This is a genomic window from Pseudomonas sp. JC1203 (assembly GCF_056175065.1).
On record NZ_JBWCAM010000003.1, the window covers coordinates 357,224 to 381,451 of the forward strand.

Sequence of the window (24,228 nt, forward strand, 5' to 3'; positions counted from 1 at the left end):
GGGGTTTTTGCCCCCCCCGGCGCCTGTGGGCCGCAGCAACCCCCCCCGCCCCCCGCCCCCCCCCCCCGCGTCCAGCCCCCTCACTGCCCCAGGTCAGCCAACAAATCCGCCTGCACAATCTCGATCCAGTACTCGTCCGGGTCGCTGATGAACGCCACGTGCTTCATGCCCTTGTCCAGACGCTTGACGAACGGCACCTGCAGCCGTTCGAAGCGCGCGCAGGCAGCCTCGATATCCGGCACGCTGAAGCAGATGTGACCAAACCCGCGCGGGTCCTTGTTGCCGTTGTGGTACTGCGAGTCGTCGCTCTCGGTGCCCCAGTTGTGCGTCAGCTCCAGCACCGACTGGCGGCCGAAGGTATACACCTGGCGGGCGCCGCGCTCGTCCGGCACGGTCTCGCCCGCCGTCATGGCCAGGAACAACAGCGAAAACTTCGCCTCGGGGAAATCCACCTGGCGCAACAGGCGCATGCCCAGCACGCGAGTGTAGAAATCCAGCGAACGGCACGGGTCCTTGACCCGGATCATGCTGTGGTTGAACACGTAGGCCTGGGTTTCGGCATCGGGTTCCAGGCACACGCCTGGCTGGTTTTCGCTGATGAAGGACATGGCAGGGGCACTCAAGTGAGGTAGCCCATTGTAGAACTGCCGCGCCAGCGCCGGGTAATAGGCGCCTACTACGGGTCTAAGCTTATTCCAACGTAGTAGGCGCCTATTACCCGGCCCCCGCTGGCGTTACTACTATGGGTTGCGTGACAACAACAATAAGAAGGACATCGCCATGAGTAACCTGACACTCGATCGTCGCCGGTTTCTTCAGGGCAGCGGCGGCGTGCTATTGGGCACGCTGCTGTTCGCCAGCGGTCCCATTGCCCTGATGGCCCCCAGCCAGAGCTGGGCCCTGCCCATGACCACCCTCGACAGCGACAGCGGCGACAAGCTGCTGCTGATGATCCGCCGCATCTACCCCCACGACACCATGGAAGACGCGGTCTACGCCTTCCCGGTGCAGGCCCTGGACCAGAAGGCCAGTACCGACCCAGGCGTCGCCGACACCCTCAAGCAAGGCATCGCCACCCTCGACCAGAAGGCTGGCGGCGATTGGCGCAAGCTCGACGCGGCGCGCCAGTTCGCCATCCTCCAGGACATCCAGGACACACCGTTCTTCGCGCTGGTGCGCGGCAACGCAGTCAACAGCCTGTACAGCAACGAACTGGCCTACCTGCACTTCGGCTACGAAGGCGCGTCCTTTCCCAAGGGCGGCTACCTGATGCGCGGGTTCAATGACCTGTCCTGGCTGCCCGCCCCGCCTGCTTCGGCCAGCCCCGATCCGTTCTCTTGAGGAAGCACGCCCATGACCAACTTCAACCATGACGACGACTCGGTCGTGGTCGTCATCGGCTCGGGTGCCGGCGGCGGCACCCTGGCCAACGAACTGTGCCAGAAAGGCATCAAGGTGGTGCTGCTCGAGGCCGGCGCGCGGCAGAGCCCGGGCACCTTCATCAACGACGAATGGCCGTCGTTCTCACAGCTGTCGTGGGGCGACACGCGCACCACCTCGGGCACCTGGCGGGTGGCCAAGGACTTCCCCAACCTGCCCGCCTGGATCTGCAAGACCGTGGGCGGCACCACCACCCACTGGGCCGGCGCCAGCCTGCGCCTGCAGGAACACGAATTCCACGCGCTGCAGACCTACGGCGCGATCAAGGACGCCAACCTGCTGGACTGGCCCGTGACCCTGGCCGAACTTGAGCCCTACTACGCCCGCGCCGAGGACAAGATGGGCGTGACCCGCACCAACGACATCCCCGGCCTGCCCGGCAACAACAACTTCAAGGTGCTGTACAACGGCGCCCAGAAGCTGGGCTACACCGAGTGCTCCACCGGCCACATGGCCATCAACAGCCGCCCGCGCGCCAACCGCGCCTCGTGCCAACAGCTGGGCTTCTGCTTCCAGGGCTGCAAGATGGGCGCGAAGTGGTCGACGCTGTACACCGAGATCCCTGCCGCCGAAGCCACCGGCAAGCTCGACCTGCGGCCGTCATCGCAAGTGGTGCACATCGAACACAACGACCAGGGCCTGGTGAGCGCCGTGGTCTACGCCGACGCCACCGGCCAGCTGCAACGGCAGAAAGCGCGGCTGGTGGCGGTGGCCGGCAACGCCATCGAAACCCCACGGCTGCTGCTCAACTCCCACAGCGGCCGCTTCGCCAACGGCCTGGGCAACGGCGCCGGCATGGTCGGCAAGCACTACATGCGCCATACCACCGGCTCGGTGTTCGCCGAGTTCAGTGAACCGGTGCACTTCTACCGCGGCACCATCATGGCCGGCATCATCAGCGACGAAGTGAAGTTCAAGCCCGAACGCGGCTTTGTCGGCGGCTACGAGATGGAGACGATATCCCTGGGCCCATCGTTCCTCGGCGCCTTCTTCAACCCCGGCGCCTGGGGCCCCGACTTCACCCGGGTGATGGAGCAGTACACGCACCTGGCAGGCCTGTGGATCGTGGGCGAGGACATGCCGCGCGAAAGCAACCGCGTCACCGTCAACGCCCAGGTGAAGGACCAGTTCGGCCTGCCGGTGGCCAACGTCCACTACGACGACCACCCCAACGACCTGGCCATGCGCGAGCACGCCTTCACCCAGGGCCAGGCGCTGTACACCGCCGTGGGTGCGCTGAAGACCCACCGCGTGCCGCCCTACCCCTCCACCCACAACCTGGGCACCTGCCGCATGAGCGCCAAGCCCGAGGATGGCGTGTGCAACGGCTTCGGCCAGAGCCATGAAATCGCCAACCTGTTCATCAGCGACGGCAGCCAGTTTACCACCAGTGCGGCCGAGAACCCGACGCTGACCATCGTCACCCTGGCGATCCGCCAGGCCGACTTCATTGCCCAGGCCATGAAGGACCAGCGCGTCTGAGTGCCAGTCAGTGGCCAACGGCCGCCGCGTATTTGCGCGCGGCCGGTGCCACGTCGATGTTCTCGCCCCAGCGCGGCATGTCTTCCACCTCCAGGCCGAAGCTGTCAAGCGCCCGTGCCACGGTGTGGTCGACAATGTCGGCAAGGCTTGTGGGGTGGGTGTAGAACGCCGGCACCGGCGGGTGAATCACGCCGCCCAGGTCACTGACGGCAAGCATGTTGCGCAGGTGCCCGGAGTGCAGCGGTGCCTCGCGCACCATCAGCACCAGGCGCCGACGCTCCTTGAGCACCACGTCGGCGGCGCGGGTCAGCAGCGTGGTGGTCACGCCACTGGCGATTTCCGCCAGGGTGCGCACCGAGCACGGCGCCACCAGCATGCCCAGGGTGCGGAACGAGCCGCTGGCAATGCTGGCGCCGACGTCGGCGATGGGGTGCACGTGGTCGGCCAGCGCATACAGCTGCTCGCGGCTGAGGTCGGTCTCGTAGGAACGGGTCATTTCCGCGGCTTTCGACACCACCAGGTGGCTCTCCACGCCCAGGGCCTTGAGCATCTGCAGGGCACGGATGCCGTAGATGATGCCGGTGGCGCCGCTGATGCCCACAACAAGACGTTGGCGTTTACTGCTCATGCTGGCCTCCGGGGAAACAGGTGTGGCGCGTAGGGGTGCGGGTCGACGTCGACGAATTCGGCGCGGGTGAAGTGCTCGCGCAGGTGGAACGGCGCGGTGCAGTCGAAGATGGTCTTGCAGGTGTTGCCGCGCACCAGCAGCGCCGGGTTGTATTCCGGCCCCTGGGAGGGGTCGAGCACGTGGCCTGGCAGGCCCGGCAGGAACATCGTGTCCATGTCGCCCTGGTAGCGGGTCTGCATGGCCCACAGCACGTCATCGGAGTCGAAGGGGTCGACGTCCTCGTCCACCAGAATCACGTTTTTAAGCTCGCGGTAAACGCCCAGGGCGATGATCGCCGCCTGACGCTGGCGGCCTTCGTCGCCGGCCTTGCGCTTGGCCACCTGCAGAATCGCCAGGAACTTGCCGCCACCGGCGGTGTGCGCATACACGTTGACCAGGAACCCGGGCATGGCCAGGTCGACGGCGTTGCGAATGCTGGCCTCGGTGGGAATGCCGGCCAGGTTGGTGTGCTCCTCGCCCGGGCCCACCAGGGTCTGCAGGATAGCCTCGCGGCGCATGGTCACGGCGGTCACGCGAATAATCGGCAGCGCCGGGTTGGCCGGCCCGTTGTAGCCGGGGAACTCGGGCATGGCGTGGCCGGTGTTGGTATTGATGTCTTCGCGCATGCGCTCGTAGGGCAGGATCTCGCCTTCGATGACAATCTCCGCACGGGCGATGGACTTCTGGTTCACGCTGACCGCGTCCACCAGTTCCACGCCGGTGCCGCGCAGGCCACCGGCGATTTTCAGCTCGTCGTAGCCCAGCGGCGTAGTCGGTGCCTCGAAGCAGGCGCCGATGGGAATGGCCGGGTCCAGGCCCATGTTGATGGTGATAGGCAGCGGCTTGCCGGCAGCCTCGGCCTTCTGGCGGAAGTGGTCGATGTGGCGGTCGGGGGCAAAGAAAATCGTCAGTTTGTCGCGGTCCTGCACGCACAGCCGGTGGATGGTGACGTCGGTGTGCCCATGCTCGGGGTCGCTGCCCAGCACCAGCCCCAGGCAGAAGAACGGCCCGGCGTCCTCGGCGGTATTGGTGGGCGCCGGCAGCAGCGTGCGAATGTCAAAGTCGGGGTCTTCGGCGTGGAAGACGATTTCCTGGCACGGTGCGTCGGCGTGTTCCACCATCACCGGGTCGACCGGGTTGCGCACCGCCTCGCCCATGCGTTCGGCAAGTTTTTCCGGGGCACTGTCCAGCAACAGGCCGACGCGTTCGCGGCTGGCCATCAGGCCTACCAGCACGCGGGAATGGGGGTAGCCTTCGATGTTGTTGAAGATCATCGCCGGGCCCAACTGGGTCGGGCGCTTCACCGTACCGCCAGCGCCAATGCGGCGGTAGACGCCGGCCAGTTGCGCGTTGGGGTTCACCGGGTGGTCGGTCTCCAGCAGTTGGCCGGGGTGGTCTTGCAGGCGGGCGAGCGCGCTGCGCAGGTCGTTGATCGGGTGCTTGTGCATGGGTTCTTCGCCTCTGTCTGGCTCTACACGTAAGGTGCAGCCACAATGAACCCGAATGAATGGATGATCCATCCACTGGAAGGTGCGTTATTGATAAGAAAAAACTTATAATCCAGCCATGACTACCTCATTGCGCCGCCTCGCCTACTTCCTCGACGTGTGTGAAACCCTGCACATCGGCAAATCCGCCGAGCGCCTGGGTATCGCCCAGCCGGCGCTGAGCCAGCAGATCAAGAAACTCGAGACAGAGCTTGCGGTGCAGCTGTTCCTGCGCCGCAAGCGCGGCATCGAGCTGACCGTCGCCGGTGCCGCCTACCGCCTGGAGGTGCAGCGCCTGCTGGCCATGCACGCGCAGGCCAGCGAGGTGGCGCAGCGCACCGCCCGCGGTGAGTTGGGCTCGATTCACCTGGGCTACGTGGGCTCGGCCATGTTCGAGCCCGAGTTCCCGTCACTGCTCAAGCGCCTGCGCAGCCAGTACCCCGGCGTGCGCCTGGCCCTGCACGAACAGCGCATCGAAGACCAGTTGGCCGCCCTGCAGCGCGGCGAGCTGGATATCGCCGTGGTGCGCGCGCCGGGGGTGGAACTGGGGCCGCGCCAGCAGAAACGCGTGGGCTCGCGGCGGCCGCTGATCGTCGCCCTGCCCAACGACAACCCGTTGCTGGCGCAGGCAGCGGTGAGCATCGCCGACCTTGCCGCCGAGCCGATGATCAGCTTCGATGACCCTTCCAGCCTGGCCATCCTGCAAATCGCCCACACTCTGGCCCAGCGCGCCGGGGTGCAGCTGAACGTGGCCTGGCGGGTGCCGGAGGTGGCGAGCATTCTCGGCCTGGTGGCGGCGGGAATGGGCTACGGCATCGTGCCGGCGTCGATTGCCAGCCTGGCGATGCCCACGGTGAGCTTCCGGCCGCTGACCGATGAAGGCGCGTACGCGGAGCTGTGGTACGTATGGAACGAAGACCGCGTCACCCCCGCCATCCAGCGCTTCCTGGACCTCCTGTAGCAGCTGCCGCAGGCGGCGTCTGTGAGTCAACCTGGCCCTCTGTAGGAGCGGCCGGTGGCCGCGAAGGCCTCACCGCGCAGTGCCTGAAATCCTGCGGCGTCTGCTTCGCGGGCACGGCCCGCTCCTACAGATGCCAGGCTGCCCCCATCAGACAGTTGTTGCGACGGGTTTACGGCGCGTAGCGCAGCGGCAACCGCGTGGAATACTTGATCTGTTCCATGGAAAAGCTCGAGCTGATGTCCGACAGCCCCGGTATGCGAATCAACTGCTTGTACACCGCGTCATACCCCGCCACGTCCGGCACCGCCACGCGCAGCAGGTAGTCGGTGTCGCCGGCCATGCGGTACACCTCCACCACCTCTTCGATATCTGCCACGGCGCGGTGGAAGCCCTCGATCCACTCGGCGTTGTGCTGGGTGGTGCGGATCGACACGAACACCACCACGCCCACGTTCAGCTGCTTGCCGTCGAGCAGCGCCACGCGGGCGCGGATGATGCCCGTCTCCTCCATTTTCTGGATGCGCCGCCAGCAGGCGGTGCTGCCCAGGCCGATCTGGTCGGCGATGTCGCTGACCGAGCGGGTGCAGTCCACCTGCAGAATATCGAGGATGGCGCGGTCGAGTTTGTCCATGGGGCTTGCCTGGCAGAGAAGTCTGTCGAATTTTATTCGCAGTTTAGCGCTGGTGACAGAATATTTTTCCAACACGCTGTACAGCGGATTGCCTATTCTGAACTCACGGCCGCTGAACCCTGCCGCCCACACCCGGTCTGTAGGTGCAGCCAGCACGTTGCTGCCCTTCCCTTTTTCGGAGACGCATTGTGATCTCGACCTTGCACATGGCCAGGCTCAAAGCCTGGGGCGCCCATGGTTTTACCGCGACCGGCGTGGTCACCGCCTTCCTGGCCACCCTGGCGCTGTTTGAAAACCAGCCCAAGGCCTGCCTGATGTGGCTGGGCGTGGCGTTGATCGTCGACGGCGTCGACGGCTCGCTGGCGCGCCGGGTCAATGTGCAGACGGTACTACCGCACTTCGACGGCTCGGTGCTGGACCTGGTGATCGACTACCTCACCTACGTGTTCATCCCGGCGCTGTTCATCTACCGCTACATCCCGCTGCCCGACTACACCGCGCTGGTGGCCACCTCGATCATGCTGGTGTCGTCGCTGTTCTGCTTCTGCAACGTCAACATGAAGAGCAAGGACAACTACTTCCAGGGCTTCCCCGCCGCCTGGAACGTGGTTGCGCTGTGCCTGTACACCCTCAGCCCGTCGCCGTGGTGGACGCTTGCGACCATCGTGCTGCTGGCGCTGCTGACCGTCACCCGGATGAAATTCCTGCACCCGTTCCGGGTGCGCCGCTTCATGCCCGTGAACATCGCCGTCACCGCCATCTGGCTGCTGTGCAGCCTGTCGCTGGTGCACGACCACCCGGCCATCAACCCGCTGGTGCTGACGCTATGGCTGCTGATGTCGGCGTATTTCCTTGGCGTGTGCCTGTGGCGCACGGCGGCGGACTGGTTCGAGCGCAACGAGACGCCTGCGCCATGACGATCAAGATTGGATCACAACCATGGCAGCGTAGTATCATCGTGACATCGCCAGCCTGAATCCGGATGTGATTTTCCCAATGCGTTTGCCTCTTCTCCTCGCGCTGTCGGCCAGCGTGTTCAGCATTTCCCACGCCAACGCGGCCGACGACCCACGCCTGGTCTGCTCGGCCTACTACGAACTGCTCTCGGTGGATGGCGACCAGTTGGACATCAGCGCCAAGCAAGCTTCCAAGGCGTTCTACGCCCTGTTGAAGCAGGCAGGCGATACCCCCCAGGCGCAGGAAGTGGTGGCACAGCAACTGGTAACGCTGCGCAAGGAAATCCCGGGGCAGATGAGCGTCGAAAGCGTCGCAGCGTTCCGGGCCAAGCATGACTCAGGCTGCAGGACACTGCTGAAAGCGGCCTGGTGCGAAGTCTACAAAGACCCAGGCGCCTGCACGTAGCAGCGGCCGAAGGCCGCGTCCCAGAGCGCCGCGGTGCGCCTGGTACACCGCGGTTGCAAGACGCCGCCTGCGGCAGCTGCTACGGGGGCCGGGTTAGAACGCCGGCACTACGTCGCCGTGGTAGCGCTGCAGGATGAACTGCTTCACCTGCGGCGAGTTCAGCAAGGCGCCCAGCTTCTGCACCGCTGGGTCGTTGGCCTTGTCGCGGCGCACGTACAGGTAGTTGGCGTAGGGCGAGTCGGAGCTTTCGATGAACAACGAGTCCTTGTGCGGCTCAAGCTTGGCTTCCAGCGCGTAGTTGGCGTTGATCAGCGCCAGGTCGACCTGGTTCAGCACACGCGGCAGCATGGCCGCTTCCAGCTCCTGGAACTTCAGGTGCTTGGGGTTGCTGACGATGTCCTGGCGGGTAGCCATGATATTGCTCGGGTCTTTCAGGGTGATCAGGCCTTGCTTGGCGATCAGCAGCAAGGCGCGGCCCGAGTTGGTGGGGTCGTTGGGGATGGCAATGGTGGCGCCATCCTTCAGCTCGGCAATATTCTTGATTTTCTTCGAATAAGCCCCGAACGGCTCGATGTGCACTGCCACTATCGGCACCTGGTCGCTGCTGGGGCGGTCCTTCTTGTACGCCTCGTAGTACGGTTTGCTCTGGAAGTAGTTGGCGTCCAGCAGGCCTTCATCGGTCTGGCGGTCCGGCTGCACGTAGTCGGCGAACACCTTGACGTCCAGGGTCACGCCTTCCTTGGCCAGTTCCGGCTTGAGGAATTCGAGGATCTCGGCGTGGGGCACCGGTACCACGGCGATCTTCAGGGTTTCGGCATAGGCGGAACCGACGGCGGCTACCAGCAACGCCAGGGACAGGGCGACACGTTTCACGATGGTTTACCTTCGAAGCGTTTCAGGGAAAAGGACGACAGATCAAGGTCGGTGGTGCCACGGGTGCACCACTGGGCGAAGGCCTCGCCCAGTGCCGCGGAGTGTTTGAAGCCATGGCCCGAACAGGCCGACACCACCAGGGTGTGCTGCAGGGACGGGTGTTCATCGATGATGAAATGGCGGTCAGGGGTGACGGTGTAGGCGCAGACGGCGGACTTCACCACCCGTGGCCCGACACCGGCGATACGGCCCTGCACCTGGCGGGCGTACATGGCCTGTTCCTCGGCAGCCGACACGCTGCGGTCCAGGGTGTCGGGCTGCGATGCGGTGTGGTACTGCGCCGTGGCGATCTTCAGCGTGCCCTCGCCGGGCAAGGCGGGGAAGCCGTAGTTGACCTTGTCGTCGCCGCGGCCGTGGGTAAGGATGAAGGTTGGCGAGGCCCCCAGCAGCGCCTCGTCCGCAAGCTCGAACCAGAACAGCTGCTGGCGGTACACCTTGAGCAAGCCCTCGAAAGGCGCGCCCAGCAGGCCACCGGCCCAATTGCCGGCGCTGATCACCAGCTTGTCGGCCTGCAGGGTGCGCTGGTCGGTGGTTACCGTCACGCCCTGGGCGTCCGAGGTGATGGCGGTCACGGTCTCGCCCTTGTACAGGGTGGCGCCGTGCTGCTCGGCCAGTTTCAGCTGTACATCGATGCAGCGCTCGGGGCGCACAAAACCGCCGCCCGGCTCGAAATAGCCGATGGCGTCGTCGCGCACATGGGCGAACTGCGGGAAGCGCTGGCGAATCTGCGCGGCGTCGAGCACTTCGTGTTCGATGCCGTAGGCCTGCGCCAGGCCGATGGTGCGCAGGGTGAAGTCGGTCTTGTCGCTGGGGTCGAAGTCGGGGCTGGAGGTCAGCACCAGCAGGCCCGATTGGTCGAACAGCGCTTCACCCGACAGCGCTTCCAGCTCGCGCCAGATGCGATGCGAATTGCGCACGATGGGCACGTACTGCGCCCCCTCGCCCACCGACAGGCGGGTGATGCGCGTGTCGCCATGGCTGGAGCCAAAGGTGTGGGGCGGGTGATGGCGGTCGATACCCGCCACCTTCACGCCCATCCTGGCCAGCTGGTACACGGTAGCCGCGCCCATGGCGCCAAGGCCCAGGACCAATGATTCGAATCGTTCCGTCATCAACTGTCGTCCGCGCAAAAGGCGTGTAGTTGATTGAAAAACAACAGCAAAAACAAAGATTAAAAAATTATAACCTTATGCCTTGGCGCTCATCTGCCTGGTATGGAGCGGTTGCAGGACGCTGCCTGGCGGCAGCTGCTACGGGACGGTAGGATGGGCCGCCGTATTGCAAATGGACCTGCCATGCCTGTACCGCACGCCAACACCGCCCTGCTGATCATCGACATGCAACAGGGCATGAACACTCCTACCCTGGGCCGCCGCAACAACCCCGGCGCCGAGGGGCACATTGCGCAACTGCTGCACGCCTGGCGCGTTGCGCAGCGGCCGGTGGTGCACGTGCGGCACATGTCGCGCACGCCCGGCTCAGTGTTCTGGCCCGGCCAGCCGGGTTGCGAGTTCCAACCGGCGCTGGCACCGCTGGCCGCTGAACACGTGGTGGAGAAAAACGTCCCGGATGCCTTTATCGCCACCGGGCTTGAGCGTTGGCTGCATGTGCGCGGCATTCGCCACCTGGTGATCGCCGGCGTGGTCACCAACAACTCGGTGGAAGCCACGGCACGCACCGGCGGCAACCTGGGTTTTGCGGTGCAGGTGGTGGGCGACGCCTGCTATACCTTCGACCAGGTGGACCTGAACGGCCGCACCTGGCCGGCCGAAGACGTGCATGCCCTGTCGCTGAGCAACCTGGCGATGGACTACGCCACCATCGTCGACACCCACGAGCTCGTATGACGTCACGCCCCCCGTGGGAGCGGGCTCTGCCCGCGAAAAGAACACTGCGTAATACCTGATACCACTCGGCGTTCTTTCCGTGGGCAGAGCCCACTCCCACAGGAACCAGTTGCTGCTACGGGGTTTATTCGCCGGCCTTGAGGGCGGTGAACGCTCGCGTCAGGGCGCGGTTGAAGGCCTTGCCGTTGTCGTTCTTGCTGAACAGCGTGGCGCGCACGGCCGCCGGTGGGTAGGTGCCGGGGTCGTTGCGGATCTCGGGGCTGACCAGCGCGTCGGCGGCGGTGATGGCGTTGGCGTAGTGGATGGTGTCGGTGATGGGCGCGATCACGTCCGGGCGCATCAGGAAGTCCATCAGCGCCAGGCCCGCTGCCGGGTGCGGGGCGTCCTTGGGGATGACCATGGCGTCGAACCAGATCAGCGTGCCCTCCCTGGGGATGCTGTAGTGCAGGCTGAACGGCTTGCCGGCCTGCTTGGCCTGGGCTGCGGCGATGCCGACGTTGCCGTTCCACGACATCGCCACGCAGGTGTCGCCGTTGGCCAGGTCGCTGATGTTGCGGTCGTTGTCGAAGTAGCGCACGTAGGGGCGAATCTTCATCAGCTGCGCCTGGGCGGTCTTCAGGTCGGCCAGGTTCTGGTTGTTGATGTCCAGCCCCAGGTAGCGCATCACCGCCGCGTACAGCTCGTTGGGGTCGTTGAGCAGGCTGACCCCGCAGTCGGCGAATTTCGCCACCACGGCCGGGTCAAACAACATCGCCCAGCTGTCGGTCGGGGCGCTGGGCAGGCGCTTGTTCACAGCCTCCTGCTGGTAGCCAACGCCGGTGGTGCCCCAGCCGTAGATACCGGCGTAGCGGTTGCCCGGGTCGAACACCGCCATGTGCTGGCGGAACTCCTCGCCAATGCCGGCGAAATGCGGCAACTGCGCCTTGTCCAGCGGCTGGATGGCCTTGGCCTCGATGGCGCGGCTCAGGTGCTGGCCGGCGCTGAGCACCAGGTCGTAGCCGCTGCCGCCCGTCAGCAGCTTGGTCTCCATGGTTTCCAGCGAGTCGAAGTGGTCCTCCACCACGCGGATACCGGTCTCGGCTTCGAAGCGCTTGAGGGTATCCGGCGCCAGGTACTCGCCCCAGATGTACAAGTTCACCGTGGGCGGCTCGGCGGCGGCCGCGCCCACGGCCGCCGTCAGCAGGGCGGCTGCGAGCAGGCCCTTCATGCCCTCACCCCGCCGGCGTATTGCGGCATGGTGATGCACGCCACGTTGCCGCCGCCCAGCAGGATTTCCCGCGAGTTCTCGATGCCGATGATGCGGTGGCCGGGGAACAGTTCGGCCAGCGTGGCCTGCGCCGCCTGATCGTGCTGGCCGCCGAACAGGGGCACCACGATCACCGAGTTGCCGGCGTAGTAGTTGATGTACGAGGCGCAGATTTTCGTGCCGGCCTGGCGCACGTGCGTGCCGTCGATGTGGTCGAGGCCGGCGGCTTCCTCGGCGGTCCATTCCAGCACGTCGGGCTGCTGCAGCTTGTGCACCACCAGCTCGCGGCCGCGGCTGTCGCGGGTGCTGCGCAGAATGTCGTAGGCCTCCTGGTAGATCTCCCACTGCGGGTCGTCACGGTTGTCGGTCCATTGCAGCACCACCTCGCCGGGCCGCACGAAGCAGGCCAGGTCGTCGACGTGACCGTCGGTCTCGTCGAACTTGCAGCCGCGTGGCAGCCAGATGATCTGCTCGGCGCCCAGGTAATCGGTGAGGCGCCGGGTGACCTCTTCCTTGCCCAGGTGGGCGTTGCGGTTGCGGTTGAGCAGGCACTGCTCGGTGGTGAGGATGCTGCCCTGGCCGTCGCTCTGGATGCCGCCCAGCTCGGCGATCAGCGGCGCGCGGTAGCGGTCGAACTGCTCGATTTCGAGAATCTTCTGCGCGATCTGGTCGTCCTTGTCCCAAGGGTAGTAAAGCCCGCCGTCCAGGCCACCATAGGCGTTGAACTGGAAGTCGACGCCGCGCACCTCGCCGCTGGCGTCATTGACCACAAAGCAGGGGCCACTGTCGCGGAACCAGGTGTCGTTGCAGGTCATCTCCACCACGCGAATGTGCTCGGGCAGCAGGCGCCGGGCGTTGGCGTACTGGGCCGCCGAGGCGCACACCGTCACCGGTTCGCTCTGGGCGATGGCGCTGACGATCTGCACCCACACCTGCTGCGCCGGCTTGCCGCCGTTGCGCCACACGTCCGGGCGCTCGGGCCAGCCGAGCCAGCAACGGCTTTTGCGCTCGAATTCGCCGGGCAGGCGGAAACCATCGGCCTTGGGGGTGGTGTGCAGGGAGCGGGACATGGGCAACGCCTCGTTGGGTGGGGATGACAGGCACGCTAACACCCGCCATGCAGGGCCTTCCAACGAGCATTTCTAAGCGATAGGTGAGTTAAATTCAGGCAAGGTGCAGCTGCCCTTCCAGCCACTGCAGGAACGCCGCCACGGCGGGGCGTTCCAGGCGCAGGCGCTCGCAGACAATGGCGTATTGGCCCAGCGCGGTGATGCTGGCGCTGAAGGGCCGCACCAGGCGCCCGCTGGCCAGGTCCTCGGTGGCCGTGAGGTTGTCGCCCATGGCCACGCCCTGCCCTTGCGCGGCGGCTTCCAGGGCCAGGCCGGCGTGGGCGAAGTAGGCGTGGCGCAGGCCCTGCACATGGCCTGCGTGGGCGGCCAGCCAGGTGGCCCAGGTGCTGCCGTCCTGGTCGTCGTGCAGCAGGCCGTGGCGTGCCAGGTCGCGCGGCTCGCCGAGGGTGCCCTGGTTGAACAGCACAGGGCTGCACACCGGGAAGAACACCAGCACCGGCAACGGCTTCACCCAATAGGCGCCGCCGTCGTCCGGGCCGGCGCCGTAGGTGATGGCAATGTCGATGTCCTCGCCCGGCGCGCTGGCGTCGATGGCCTGCTCGTGCACGTGCAGGGTGATGTGCGGGCACTGCGCCGTGAAATCAGCCAGGCGCCGCACCAGCCATTTCTGCGCCAGCTCGGCGGTGACGGCAATGCGCAGCACGGCCTGGGAGGCCGGGTCACGCAGCTCGTCGCAGGCGTCACCCACCAGTTCGAACGCCTGTTGCAGGCGTTGCAGCAGGCGCAACGCGGCGGGTGTGGGCCGCACCTGGCGGCCTTCGCGCACGAACAATTCCACGCCCAGTTCGCCTTCCAGCTGGCGGATCTGGTGGCTGACGGCGCTGTCGGTGACGCACAGCTCGGCAGCAGCACGGCCGAAGTGGGCGTGGCGGGCGGCGCATTCGAACGTGCGCAAGGCGGTCAGGGATGGCAGGCGGCGCATGGTGGATCCTTGCGGGGCAAAACCCCAAGCTTCACCCTGATGCACCATGGTTGCAATACACCGCCTCCCGTAGCAGCAACTGTCTTGTGGGAGCTGGCTTGCCAGCGAGGTTTTATGGCCCCAACAGCTCGCTGGCAAGCCAGCTCCCACAGGATCGGCGCGTGGCCAGGGGGTTATTCGTAGCCGATGATGGCCTTGGTTTCCAGGTATTCCTCGAAACCATGTACGCCGAATTCGCGGCCGTTGCCCGAGCGCTTGTAGCCGCCGAACGGGGCGTGGGGGTTCCAGGCCGGGTGGTTGAGCAACACCTGGCCGGCGCGGATGCGCGCAGCCACGGCGCGCACCACGCCAAGGTCGCTGCCCTGCACGTGGGCGCTGAGGCCGTAGACGGTGTTGTTGGCGATGGCCACGGCTTCGTCGAGGCTGTCGTAGGGGATGATACACAGCACCGGGCCGAAGATTTCTTCCTGGGCGATGGCCATGTCGGCGTCTACCTCGGAGAAGATGGTTGGCCGCGCGTAATAGCCAACGTCCAGCCCCGCCACCCGGCCTGGGCCGCCGCAGATAAGCTTGGCGCCAGCGTCAATGCCGCTGGCGATCATGGCCTGCACGCGGTTGAACTGCGCCTGGTTGGCAATGGGGCCCAGCACGGTGTCAGACGAGCTCGGCGCGCCCACCAGAATGTCATTGGCGGTCGCCGCCGCCAACGCTTCGATTTCCGCCAGGCGCGCGCGCGGCACCACCATGCGCGTCGGCGCGCTGCACGACTGGCCGACGTTGCGGAACGCAGTCATCACCCCCAGCGGCACCACCTTGGCAAAGTCGGCGTCGGGCAGCAGCACGTTGGGCGATTTGCCGCCCAGTTCCTGGGTCACCCGCTTCACCGTCGGCGCGGCCGCCTGCGCCACCAGGGCGCCGGCACGGTTGGAGCCGGTGATGGAAATCATGTCGATATCGGGGTGGCTGGCCATGGCCTCGCCCACCTCGGCGCCGCTGCCGTTGACCAGGTTGAACACCCCGGCCGGCACCCCGGCATCGTGCACCAGCTGGGCAAACAGCAGCGCGCTCAGGGGCGAAAGCTCGCTGGGCTTCAGCACCACGGTGCAGCCCGCGGCAATGGCCGCGGCGGCCTTGGCGGTGATCTGGTACAGCGGCCAGTTCCACGGCGTGATCAGCGCGCACACGCCGATGGCCTCGCGGGTAATGGCCGTGCCGTGCTCCAGCTTCTGGAACGGGTAAGTCGGCAGCAGGTCACGTACCACGCGAATGTGTTCGGCGGCCAGCGGCACCTGCAAGGTGCGGGCGAAGCTGATGGCCGCGCCCATCTCCAGCGACAGCGCCTGGGCAAATTGCTCCGTGCGCTCCAGCATCAGCTCATGCAAGCGCGTCAGCACCTGCACCCGGGTGGCCACCGACGACACGCTCCACTGGACAAACGCGGCGCGGGCGGCCACCACCGCGTTGTCCACATCCGCCGCCGAGCCTGCGGCCACCTCGGCCACCACCGCTTCGGTGGCCGGGTTCACCACCGGCAGGCTGCCGGCCGCCTGCACCGGCAGGCACCAGTCGCCGTTGATGTAGAGGCGGCGCGTCAGGGCCGGGTCGATGCTGAAGGTGTTCGCGGTGTGGTCGGTCATTGGCGGGGCCCCGAAAAAAGGAAAAATCCATGACGCCTACGCTACCAAACCCGCCCCCGCGCCGCGTGCCGTTCGCAGCGGCTGCATGGGAGGTTGTGCTGTATCGCCGGGGGTAAACTGCGCGTTAATGCCGGATCAGCTTGCGCAGGGGCACCACCTCTTTCATCACCGGTGACTTGATGACGATGTAGCTGAAGTATTTGGCGATGCCGATGTTCTTGTCGATGATGCTTTCGATCACTTCCTGGTAGTGCTGGATGCTACGGGTCATGAAGCGCACCAGGTAGTCGTAGCCGCCGCTGATGAGGTGGCATTCGAGCACCTCGTCGACCTGGCGAATGTTGGCTTCGAACTTGGCGAAATCCTCGCGTTTGTGGTCGCTGAGGGTGACCTCGGTGAAGATGGTCACCGACTCGGTGATCTTCGCCAGGTTGATGTGGGCCTTGTAGCTGGAGATATACCCCGCCGCTTCCAGGCGCTTCACCCGCTGCAGGCAGGGGCTGGCCGACAGCCCCACGGCGTCGGCGAGACTGACGTTGGTCATGCGGCCGTCTTTTTGCAGTTCGACCAGGATGTTGATGTCGATGCGGTCCAGTTTGACCATGCCTTCCATTGTGTAGCCCTCGAATGCCAATGTCCCTGAGGTTCTTCAATCAATTCAACGGCGTAACCATAGCTGATGTTGCGACACCAGGTCGGCGAGGCTGTTGATGCACTCGTCCACCGGGCATTCCCCCGTGTGCCGCCGGCCCCTGCGCAGCAAGCACACCGCCCCCTGCTGGGCAGGTTCGGGCACGCTGGCGCGCACCCACAGCGCCTGCTCGAACGGCACTTGTTGCTGGTCGAGCCAGGCCTGGGCCTCGCCGGGCGCCAGCAGCTCATCACCCTGGATGCCCAGGCGCTCGCACAAGGCTTCACGGTCCTGGGCGTCGCGGTCACACAGTATCACCAGCCGGTAGAACTTGCGCAGGTACAGCAAGGCCCCCGGCGCGTCCTCGAACAGCGGCCAGGTCACGGGGGTGCGCGCGAAGCTCAGGCTCTCCTCCCAACTGGCCCGCAGCCCCAGCCCTTCCGCCAGCTGGCGGTGGGTAAAGCACAACAGCCCGGTAAAACCCAGCTCGTCGAACCGTGGGTACAGGCCGTGCAGCACCTGTTCGAAGCGGTCCAGCACCGAAGCTTTTTCCGGCACCGCGCAGGCACCGGCGAACAGGCCCTGCAGCGCCGTCCAGACGCCACTGTCACGGTCGATCAGCACGCCGTCACAATCCAGCAGCAACACACGATAATCAGTCAGGCGCATGCCAACTTCATCCCTATGATGGACAACGGCGACCCGGGCAGCGAAGCCCGGGCCTGTCGTGGAATTCAGGCAATCAAGACCCGTGCCAAGGCGCGGTCGAGAATGGCCAGGGCTTCGTCGAGCTCGGCGTCGGTGGTGGTCAGCGGCGCCAGGAAACGCACCACGTTGCGGTGCACGCCGCACTTGATCACCAGCAGGCCACCTTCGCGGGCGGCGTCGATCACCTGTTGCGCCAGGGCCGCGTCGGGGCTGGCGCTGCCGTCGGCAGTCACCATCTCCATGGCCAGCATGAAGCCCTGGCCACGCACGTCGCCAATGCGCGAGTGCTGTTGTTTAAGGGCCTCCAGGCCCTTGCGCAGGCGCACGCCCAGCTGTTCGCCACGGGCCAGCAGCTGCTCTTCTTCAAAGGCGTCGATCACCGCCAGCGCCGCCGCGCAGGCCAGGGCGTTGCCGCCGTAGGTACCGCCCAGACCGCCTGGGGTGGGCGCGTCCATGATCTCGCTGCGGCCCACCACGGCTGACAGCGGCAGGCCGCCAGCCAGGCTCTTGGCCACGGTGACCAGGTCGGGCTGGATGCCCGCGTGCTGGAAGCCGAACCAGCGCCCGGTGCGGCCGAAGCCTGCCTGGATTTCATCAAGGATCAGCACAATGCCGTGCTGCTCGGTGAGCCTGCGCAGGGCTTGCAGGAACTCGGGCGGCGCGGTGAGGAAACCGCCGTCGCCCTGCACCGGCTCGACGATGATGGCGGCCACGCGGTCCGGGGCAATCTGGGTGGCGAACACTTCCTGCAGCGCGGCCAGGGCATCGTCGCTGCTCACGCCGCGGTACGGGTTGGGGTACGGGGTGTGGAAGATTTCCGGGGCAAACGGGCCGAAGTTCTGTTTGTACGGCTGGCTCATGCCGGTCAGGCTGCAGCCCAGCAGGGTGCGGCCGTGGAAGCCGCCACGGAAGGCAATCACGCCTGGGCGGTTGGTGTGGCCGCGGGCGATCTTGATGGCGTTTTCCACCGCTTCCGCACCCGAGGTGAACAGCGCCGCCTTGTGCGGCACGTCACCGCCTACCAGTTGGCTGAGGCGCTGGGCCAGTTCAATGTACGGTGGGTAGGCCACAACCTGGAAGCAGGCATGCGAGACCTTCTGCAGCTGCGCCTGCACCGCTTCGACCACTTTTGGATGGTTGTGCCCGATATTGAGCACGCCGATACCGCCCACGAAGTCCAGGAAGCGCTTGCCGTCGACGTCCCACAGCTGCGAGCCCTGGGCGCGGTCGATGACCAGCGGGTGGGCTGTGAGCACGCCGCGCGGCACCGATTGTTCACGCTGTTGCAGCAGGCGGGGGGTATCGTTGAGTTTGCTGTTCATAAGGGTTCCTCTGGCCATGCCCGGGGGTGGGTTTCGATGCATTCCAGAGTACGGGTTGCGCGGAGCCGACTTGGCCGAACTTGCCTGCCAGCCTGCGCAGATCCACTGTTTTGCAGGGCGCAAACGGCAGAATCGCTTGGCACCAATGGACCACAATAGGCACAGCCCTTTTTTGCCACCGAGGACACCATGGCCCTGCTCTACAAAGCCGACCCACAGCGTGGCGAGCGCTGGCGACAACTGTTCGCCGCCCACGCCCCCGACATCGAATTCCGCCAATGGCCAGACATCGGCGACCCCGCCGACATTCACTACCTGGCCGCCTGGCAGGCGCCGGACGACCTGGCCACGCTGTTGCCCAACCTCAAGGCGCTGCTGGCGATTTCCGCCGGCGTCGACCAGCTGAACCTGGCCACCCTGCCCGCCCACCTGCCGGTGGCGCGCATGCTCGACCCCGGCATCACCCAGGGCATGTGCGAGTACGCCACCTGGGCGGTGCTCAGCCTGCACCGCGACATACTGCGCTACCGTGCCCAGCAGCAGGCCGGCGTGTGGGAAGACCACGCGCTGGTGCCGGCCAGCCAGCGCCGCGTGGGCGTGATGGGGCTGGGCCAGCAGGGCCAGGCCATCGTCAACGCCCTGCAGCCCTTCGGCTTTGCCCTGAGCGGCTGGGCCCGCAGCGCCCATGACCTGCCCGGCGTGGCGTGCTTTGCCGGTGACGCACAGCTGCCGGCCTTCCTGGCCCAGTGCGACATGCTCATCTGCCTGCTGCCGTTGACCGAGCACACCCGTGGCATCCTCGACGGGCGCCTGTTCGCGCAGCTGCCCCGGGGCGCCGGGCTGATCAACATGGGCCGTGGCGCGCACCTGAACGAAGCGGACCTGCTGGCCGCCCTGGCCAGCGGCCAGCTCGGCGGCGCGGTGCTGGACGTGCTGGCCGAGGAGCCCGCGCCCGCCGACCACCCGTTCTGGCAGCACCCGCGCATCGTGCTCACCCCGCACATTGCTGCCATGACCCAGCCCGACAGCGCCTTTGCGGTGCTGCTGGACAACATCCGCCGGCACCAGCGCGGCGAGCGGTTGAATGGGCAGATAGACCGCGTCGACGGGTACTGACGCGGCCTGCGGCCGCTGCTACGGGCTGTAGCAGCAACTGTCTTGTGGGAGCTGGCTTGCCAGCGAGCTTTTATGGCCCTAACAGCTCGCTGGCAAGCCAGCTCCCACAGGATATAGCAGCTGCCGCAGGCGGCGTCTGCTTCAGACACCGCCGATATGGAAGGCCTTGATCTCCAGGTACTCGTCCAACCCGTAGCGCGAACCCTCGCGCCCCAGGCCGGACTGCTTCACGCCACCAAACGGCGCCACTTCCATGGAAATGACGCCAGTGTTCAAGCCCACCATGCCGAAGTCCAGGGCCTCGCCCACGCGCCATGAACGCTGCAGGTTCTGCGTGAAGTAATACGCCGCCAGGCCATAGGGCGTGTCGTTGGCGATGGCGATGGCCTGGGCTTCGCTGTCGAAGCGAATCAACGGCACCAGCGGCCCGAAGGTTTCCTCCTGGGTGCAGAGCATGCCGGTGGTCACGTCTGCCAGCACCGTCGGCGCCACGAAGGGGCTGGCGGCATCCGGCACCCCGCCGCACAGCAGCCGCGCGCCCTGCCCCAGCGCGTCATCGACATGGCGGGCGACCTTCTCCACCGCCGCCTGGTTGATCAGCGGGCCCAGGGTCACGCCGTTTTCCAGGCCGTTGCCCAGCTTCAGCGTGGCCACTTCCTGCAGCAGGCGTTCGGCGAAGCGCTCGTAAATGCCGCTCTGCACCAGGATGCGGTTGGCGCACACGCAGGTCTGCCCGGCGTTGCGGAATTTGCTCAGCATCAGCCCGGCCACGGCCTGCTCGATGTCGGCGTCGTCGAACACAATGAACGGCGCGTTGCCGCCTAGCTCCAGGCTCAGGCGCTTGATGTGCTCGGCACTCTGGCGCATCAGCAGGCGGCCGACGGCAGTGGAGCCGGTGAACGAGATCTTGCGCACGGTGGGGTTGCCAGTCAGCTCGGCGCCGATGGCCTGGGGCAAGCCAGTGATAACGTTGAACACCCCGGCCGGGATGCCCACGCGCTCGGCCAGCACCGCCAGGGCCAGGGCCGACAGCGGCGTCAAATCCGACGGCTTGACGATGATGGTGCAGCCCGCGGCCAGCGCCGGCGCGCACTTGCGGGTGATCATCGCGGTGGGGAAGTTCCACGGGGTGATGGCGGCGCACACGCCCACCGGTTGTTTGAGCGTGAGCAGGCGGCGGTCGCCGGCGGGTGCCGGAATGGTGTCACCGTAGATGCGCCGGGCCTCCTCGGCGAACCATTTGACGAAGCTGGCGCCGTAGCGGATCTCGCCCTGGGCCTCGGCCAGCGGCTTGCCCTGTTCCAGGGTCATGATCAGCGCCAGGTCATCGAGGTTGTCGAGGATCGCCTGGTGCCAGGCCTCCAGCAGCAGTGCCCGTTGGGCCGCCGGGCGTGCGCGCCAGGCCGGCAACGCCGCTTCGGCGGCGGCGATGGCATGGCGGGTCTCGGCGCCCAGCAGCGCCGGCACCCGGGCAATGCACTCGCCGGTGGCCGGGTCCAGCACATTGAGGGTGGCGCCGGTGTCGGCGGCCAGCCATTGGCCGTTGATGTAGGCGCGTTCGGCCAACAAGGTGGGGTCTTTCAGTCGGTTGCGCAGCATGGGCGGGTCCTGTGAGTCACGGTAGGCCCAGTCTAAAAACATGCGGCGCCGCAGGATGCCGAAAACGCCTCGGCAACAGTGGCGAATGCTGAAAAAGGGAAGCAGGCAGCAGGTGCTGCTTAATTTTTACGTACCGGTCTATACAAAGTTGCCGAAGCGTCTAGTCCGGGCCTCAAGCTTAAACGTTTCATGCCGAAAGAAGGTTATCACTTTGCCACTATCGAGACCTTCTTGATGAATCTTCGCCACTTGAACATCGCACCCCGATCACTTTTGTGCTTCGGTTTCTTCGCCCTGCTGATCACCGCCCTCGGGCTGTTTTCGCTGTTGCAGTTCAGCCAGCTGAAAAGCTCGCGTTCCACCCTGCAGGACCAGGTGCTGCCCGCCGTGCAGACCATCGGCCGAATCAAGAGCGACCTGCTGACCATCCGCCTGGGCAACACCAACCTGCGCGTGGCCCTCAGCAGCCAGGGCGCGGAATTGGCACGCGGCAGCATCAACCGTGGCCGCGACGACCTGCAGGCCGATGTGCGCAAGCTCAAGACCATGCTGCGCAGCGACGCCGGGCTGCAGGCCTACGCGCAACTGGAAGCCGCCATGGGCCGCTACCTGGAGGTGCACACGCGCTTCCTGCAGGCCATCGAGCAGAAGCGTGACGACGTCGCCACCGCCCTCAGCCAGCCCACCGGCGAGCAGACCGTGGCCGGCAACCAGTTCAGCAGCGACATCGACGCCGTCGCCCAGCAGGTCAACCAGACAATGGCCGAGTCCGACGTGGTGGCCAACGACGCCTACAGCCAGGCGCGCAACGTGACCATCGGCGCCATCCTGGTGGCCCTGGCCGCTACCCTGGGCCTGGCCACGCTGTTCACCCGCAGCCTGGTGACGCCGGTGGCCCGCGCCCTGGCGGTGGCCGAGCAAATCGCCGCCAACGACCTCAGCAAGCCCATTCTGGTGGACGGCCACGACGAACCGGGCCGCCTGCTGGCGGCGCTGGCGCGCATGCAGGCGAACCTGCAGCACACCCTGGCCGAGCTGGGTGGCTCGTCCAACCACCTGGCCTCCACGTCGGAAGAAATGGCCGCGCTGACCCAGGACGCCCTGCACGGCATCCAGCGCCAGAACGACGAAATCAACCAGGCCGCCACCGCCATCAACCAGATGAGCGCCGCCGTCGAAGAAGTGGCGCGCAACGCCGCCCTGGCCTCCACTGCAGCCCGCGATTCCAGCCAGTCGGCGGAAAACGGCCGCCAGCGCGTCGACGAAACCCTGAGCGTGATCAACGCCCTGCATGAGTCGGTAGGCGCCACTGCGGTGGAAATCGACGGCCTGGCCTTGCAGCTCAAGGACATCAGCGGCGTGCTGGACGTGATTCGCGGGGTGGCCGAGCAGACCAACCTGCTGGCCCTGAACGCCGCCATCGAAGCGGCGCGTGCCGGTGACGCCGGGCGTGGCTTCGCCGTGGTGGCGGATGAAGTACGGGCCCTGGCCCACCGCACACAGCAGTCCACGGCGGAAATCGAGACCATGATCGTCTCCATCCAGGGTGGCGCCAGCAAGGCAGTGACCTCCATGGGCCAGAGCAGCGAACGCGCACGCGCCAGCCTGGAAGTGGCCCAGGGCGCCGGCCAGGCGCTGGCCGAGATTACCGCGGCGATTGTGCAGATCAACGAGCGCAACGTCAGCATCGCCACCGCCACCGAGGAACAGGCACAGGTGGCGCGTGAAGTGGACCGCAACCTGACCAGCATCCGCGACCTGTCGATCCAGACCTCGGCGGGCGCCGACCAGACCTCGTCGGCCAGTGGCGAGTTGTCGCGGTTGGCGGTGCAGTTGAATCAGGTGGTGTTGCAGTTCAAGGTGTAATGCAACCTTGTGGGAGCTGGCTTGCCAGCGAGCTTTTCAGTGGCCCCAACGGCTCGCTGGCAAGCCAGCTCCCACAGGTTACCGCTGCTACAGGGATTTCAGCAGGGTCTGGAGCAGGCGTTCGCAGGCTTGCAGTTGCGCCAGCTCCACATACTCATCGGCCTTGTGCGCCTGCTCGATCGAGCCCGGCCCGCACACCACTACCGGCACGTTAAGGCGCTGGGCGAACAGCCCGCCTTCAGTGCCGAACGCCACCTTCACCTGCGCCGTTTCCGGCGCCGCAAACGCCTGCAGCCAGCGCACCGCGTCAACCGTGGGCGAGGTATCCAGCCCCGGGTAGGCGTTCAGGCTCTCGATACGAATATCCGCCACGCCACTGACCTTCTTCGCTTCGCGGGCGATGGCCTCGGCCTGCTCGGCCAGTTGCGCCAGCATCACCTCGGGGTCATCGGCCGGCAGGTGGCGGATCTCGAATTCCAGGGTGCACAGGTTCGGCACGATGTTCAGCGCCTTGCCGCCGTCAATGCGGCCGACGTGCACAGTGCTGTAGGCGATGTCGTAGGCATCGTCATGGGCGCCCTGCTGCTGCAGGCGCTGTTGGGTATTGCGCAGGCTGGCGATGAAGTCGCTGGCCAGGTGGATGGCGTTGGCTGCCAGCGGCGCCAGCGACGAATGCGCCTCCTGGCCGTGGCAGTGCACGCGGTACGAGGCCTTGCCCTTGTGGCCCAGGGCGAAGTGCATGTTGGTGGGCTCGCCGACGATGCACAGGAATGGCCGTTGCGGCGCCAGGTGCAGCACGTCCAGCAGGCGCCGCACGCCCACGCAGCCGATCTCTTCGTCGTAGCTGAGCGCCAGTTGCAGCGGGCGTTGCAGCGGCTGGCCCACGGCGCTCAGCAGCGCGTCGAGGGCCACGGCGATGAAGCCCTTCATGTCGCAGCTGCCACGGCCGTACAGCTTGCCGTCGCTGACCGTGGCCTGGAACGGCGGCCTGGTCCAGGCCTGGCCGGCCACCGGCACCACGTCGGTGTGCCCGGACAGCAGCACGCCGGGGACGTGCTGGGGGCCGACGCTGGCGAACAGGTTGGCCTTGGTGCCGGCTTCGTCGTGCACCAGGGTGGTGTCGATGCCGTGGGCGTTGAGTAACTGTTGCACGTAGTGGATCAGCGCCAGGTTGGACTGGCTGGAGGTGGTGTCGAAGCTGATCAGCTGCTTGAGAATATCCAGGGTGCGGGTGTTCATGA

Annotated in this window: 23 protein-coding genes; 8 read left to right on the forward strand and 15 right to left on the reverse strand. The window is 66.2% G+C overall.

The window, feature by feature from the left end:
- Nucleotides 1–80 precede the first annotated feature (80 nt).
- Nucleotides 81–608, reverse strand: a complete 528-nt coding sequence (gene gloA / locus AC0SZ7_RS06985; protein WP_475503694.1) for a lactoylglutathione lyase — start codon at nucleotides 606–608, stop codon at nucleotides 81–83.
- 172 nt (nucleotides 609–780) lie between these two features.
- On the opposite strand from gloA, the gene AC0SZ7_RS06990 reads away from it, so the two are divergent.
- Together AC0SZ7_RS06990 and AC0SZ7_RS06995 are read left to right on the forward strand one after the other, a co-directional pair.
- Complete coding sequence (locus AC0SZ7_RS06990; protein ID WP_475503695.1) at nucleotides 781–1,341, forward strand: twin-arginine translocation signal domain-containing protein; 561 nt, start codon at nucleotides 781–783, stop codon at nucleotides 1,339–1,341.
- Between the two features lie 12 nt (nucleotides 1,342–1,353).
- Nucleotides 1,354–2,922 carry a GMC family oxidoreductase gene (locus AC0SZ7_RS06995; RefSeq protein ID WP_475503696.1) on the forward strand — a complete coding sequence of 523 codons (1,569 nt, stop codon included), beginning with the start codon at nucleotides 1,354–1,356 and terminating at the stop codon, nucleotides 2,920–2,922.
- Between the two features lie 7 nt (nucleotides 2,923–2,929).
- Here the strand turns inward: AC0SZ7_RS06995 and AC0SZ7_RS07000 are convergent, their stop codons facing one another.
- Nucleotides 2,930–3,550: a UbiX family flavin prenyltransferase gene (locus AC0SZ7_RS07000; protein ID WP_475503697.1), complete on the reverse strand. Its 621-nt coding sequence runs from the start codon at nucleotides 3,548–3,550 to the stop codon at nucleotides 2,930–2,932.
- The gene (locus tag AC0SZ7_RS07005; protein ID WP_475503698.1) at nucleotides 3,547–5,037 is read right to left on the reverse strand and encodes a UbiD family decarboxylase; all 1,491 of its coding nucleotides are present in this window, start codon (nucleotides 5,035–5,037) and stop codon (nucleotides 3,547–3,549) included. Before AC0SZ7_RS07005 ends, AC0SZ7_RS07000 begins: the two co-directional genes overlap by 4 nt.
- A 118-nt stretch (nucleotides 5,038–5,155) precedes the next feature.
- Between AC0SZ7_RS07005 and AC0SZ7_RS07010 the strand changes: the two genes are divergently transcribed.
- Nucleotides 5,156–6,037 (forward strand): LysR substrate-binding domain-containing protein, encoded by an 882-nt coding sequence (locus AC0SZ7_RS07010; RefSeq protein WP_475503699.1) that lies wholly within the window; start codon nucleotides 5,156–5,158, stop codon nucleotides 6,035–6,037.
- A gap of 169 nt (nucleotides 6,038–6,206) precedes the next feature.
- Here the strand turns inward: AC0SZ7_RS07010 and AC0SZ7_RS07015 are convergent, their stop codons facing one another.
- Nucleotides 6,207–6,668, reverse strand: coding sequence for an Lrp/AsnC family transcriptional regulator (locus AC0SZ7_RS07015; RefSeq protein WP_416423846.1), 462 nt, complete (start codon nucleotides 6,666–6,668; stop codon nucleotides 6,207–6,209).
- Between the two features lie 188 nt (nucleotides 6,669–6,856).
- Between AC0SZ7_RS07015 and pcsA the strand changes: the two genes are divergently transcribed.
- The gene (gene pcsA, locus AC0SZ7_RS07020; RefSeq protein WP_475503700.1) at nucleotides 6,857–7,585 is read left to right on the forward strand and encodes a phosphatidylcholine synthase; all 729 of its coding nucleotides are present in this window, start codon (nucleotides 6,857–6,859) and stop codon (nucleotides 7,583–7,585) included.
- A gap of 79 nt (nucleotides 7,586–7,664) precedes the next feature.
- Nucleotides 7,665–8,030 carry a hypothetical protein gene (locus tag AC0SZ7_RS07025; protein WP_475503701.1) on the forward strand — a complete coding sequence of 122 codons (366 nt, stop codon included), beginning with the start codon at nucleotides 7,665–7,667 and terminating at the stop codon, nucleotides 8,028–8,030.
- A gap of 93 nt (nucleotides 8,031–8,123) precedes the next feature.
- On the opposite strand, the gene AC0SZ7_RS07030 is transcribed toward AC0SZ7_RS07025, so the two are convergent.
- Together AC0SZ7_RS07030 and solA are read right to left on the reverse strand one after the other, a co-directional pair.
- Nucleotides 8,124–8,903, reverse strand: coding sequence for a MetQ/NlpA family ABC transporter substrate-binding protein (locus tag AC0SZ7_RS07030; protein WP_475503702.1), 780 nt, complete (start codon nucleotides 8,901–8,903; stop codon nucleotides 8,124–8,126).
- Nucleotides 8,900–10,075 (reverse strand): N-methyl-L-tryptophan oxidase, encoded by a 1,176-nt coding sequence (gene solA / locus AC0SZ7_RS07035; protein WP_475503703.1) that lies wholly within the window; start codon nucleotides 10,073–10,075, stop codon nucleotides 8,900–8,902. The genes AC0SZ7_RS07030 and solA overlap by 4 nt, the downstream gene beginning before the upstream one ends.
- Nucleotides 10,076–10,258: 183 nt before the next feature.
- Here solA and AC0SZ7_RS07040 point away from each other — a divergent pair, with 183 nt between their 5' ends.
- Nucleotides 10,259–10,810, forward strand: coding sequence for a cysteine hydrolase family protein (locus tag AC0SZ7_RS07040; RefSeq protein WP_475503704.1), 552 nt, complete (start codon nucleotides 10,259–10,261; stop codon nucleotides 10,808–10,810).
- 124 nt (nucleotides 10,811–10,934) lie between these two features.
- On the opposite strand, the gene AC0SZ7_RS07045 is transcribed toward AC0SZ7_RS07040, so the two are convergent.
- The 7 genes from AC0SZ7_RS07045 to gabT form a co-directional block, all read right to left on the reverse strand.
- Nucleotides 10,935–12,017 carry an extracellular solute-binding protein gene (locus AC0SZ7_RS07045; RefSeq protein WP_475503705.1) on the reverse strand — a complete coding sequence of 361 codons (1,083 nt, stop codon included), beginning with the start codon at nucleotides 12,015–12,017 and terminating at the stop codon, nucleotides 10,935–10,937.
- The gene (gene aguA / locus AC0SZ7_RS07050) at nucleotides 12,014–13,126 is read right to left on the reverse strand and encodes an agmatine deiminase (RefSeq protein WP_475503706.1); all 1,113 of its coding nucleotides are present in this window, start codon (nucleotides 13,124–13,126) and stop codon (nucleotides 12,014–12,016) included. Before aguA ends, AC0SZ7_RS07045 begins: the two co-directional genes overlap by 4 nt.
- Before the next feature lie 94 nt (nucleotides 13,127–13,220).
- Nucleotides 13,221–14,108, reverse strand: a complete 888-nt coding sequence (locus AC0SZ7_RS07055) for a LysR substrate-binding domain-containing protein (RefSeq protein ID WP_475503707.1) — start codon at nucleotides 14,106–14,108, stop codon at nucleotides 13,221–13,223.
- A 173-nt stretch (nucleotides 14,109–14,281) separates the two neighbouring features.
- Nucleotides 14,282–15,745: an aldehyde dehydrogenase family protein gene (locus AC0SZ7_RS07060; protein WP_475503708.1), complete on the reverse strand. Its 1,464-nt coding sequence runs from the start codon at nucleotides 15,743–15,745 to the stop codon at nucleotides 14,282–14,284.
- A gap of 124 nt (nucleotides 15,746–15,869) precedes the next feature.
- Nucleotides 15,870–16,358, reverse strand: a complete 489-nt coding sequence (locus AC0SZ7_RS07065) for an Lrp/AsnC family transcriptional regulator (RefSeq protein ID WP_158153280.1) — start codon at nucleotides 16,356–16,358, stop codon at nucleotides 15,870–15,872.
- Between the two features lie 45 nt (nucleotides 16,359–16,403).
- The gene (locus AC0SZ7_RS07070) at nucleotides 16,404–17,045 is read right to left on the reverse strand and encodes an HAD family hydrolase (protein ID WP_475503709.1); all 642 of its coding nucleotides are present in this window, start codon (nucleotides 17,043–17,045) and stop codon (nucleotides 16,404–16,406) included.
- 65 nt (nucleotides 17,046–17,110) lie between these two features.
- Nucleotides 17,111–18,406: a 4-aminobutyrate--2-oxoglutarate transaminase gene (gene gabT, locus AC0SZ7_RS07075; protein ID WP_475503710.1), complete on the reverse strand. Its 1,296-nt coding sequence runs from the start codon at nucleotides 18,404–18,406 to the stop codon at nucleotides 17,111–17,113.
- A 189-nt stretch (nucleotides 18,407–18,595) separates the two neighbouring features.
- On the opposite strand from gabT, the gene AC0SZ7_RS07080 reads away from it, so the two are divergent.
- Nucleotides 18,596–19,522, forward strand: a complete 927-nt coding sequence (locus tag AC0SZ7_RS07080) for a 2-hydroxyacid dehydrogenase (protein ID WP_475503711.1) — start codon at nucleotides 18,596–18,598, stop codon at nucleotides 19,520–19,522.
- Between the two features lie 141 nt (nucleotides 19,523–19,663).
- Here the strand turns inward: AC0SZ7_RS07080 and AC0SZ7_RS07085 are convergent, their stop codons facing one another.
- Complete coding sequence (locus AC0SZ7_RS07085) at nucleotides 19,664–21,121, reverse strand: NAD-dependent succinate-semialdehyde dehydrogenase (protein ID WP_475503712.1); 1,458 nt, start codon at nucleotides 21,119–21,121, stop codon at nucleotides 19,664–19,666.
- A gap of 234 nt (nucleotides 21,122–21,355) precedes the next feature.
- On the opposite strand from AC0SZ7_RS07085, the gene AC0SZ7_RS07090 reads away from it, so the two are divergent.
- Nucleotides 21,356–22,987 carry a methyl-accepting chemotaxis protein gene (locus tag AC0SZ7_RS07090; protein ID WP_475503713.1) on the forward strand — a complete coding sequence of 544 codons (1,632 nt, stop codon included), beginning with the start codon at nucleotides 21,356–21,358 and terminating at the stop codon, nucleotides 22,985–22,987.
- Between the two features lie 87 nt (nucleotides 22,988–23,074).
- On the opposite strand, the gene argE is transcribed toward AC0SZ7_RS07090, so the two are convergent.
- On the reverse strand, nucleotides 23,075–24,226 hold the full coding sequence (argE, locus tag AC0SZ7_RS07095) for an acetylornithine deacetylase (RefSeq protein WP_475503714.1): 1,152 nt from the start codon (nucleotides 24,224–24,226) through the stop codon (nucleotides 23,075–23,077).
- Nucleotides 24,227–24,228: the final 2 nt, after the last annotated feature.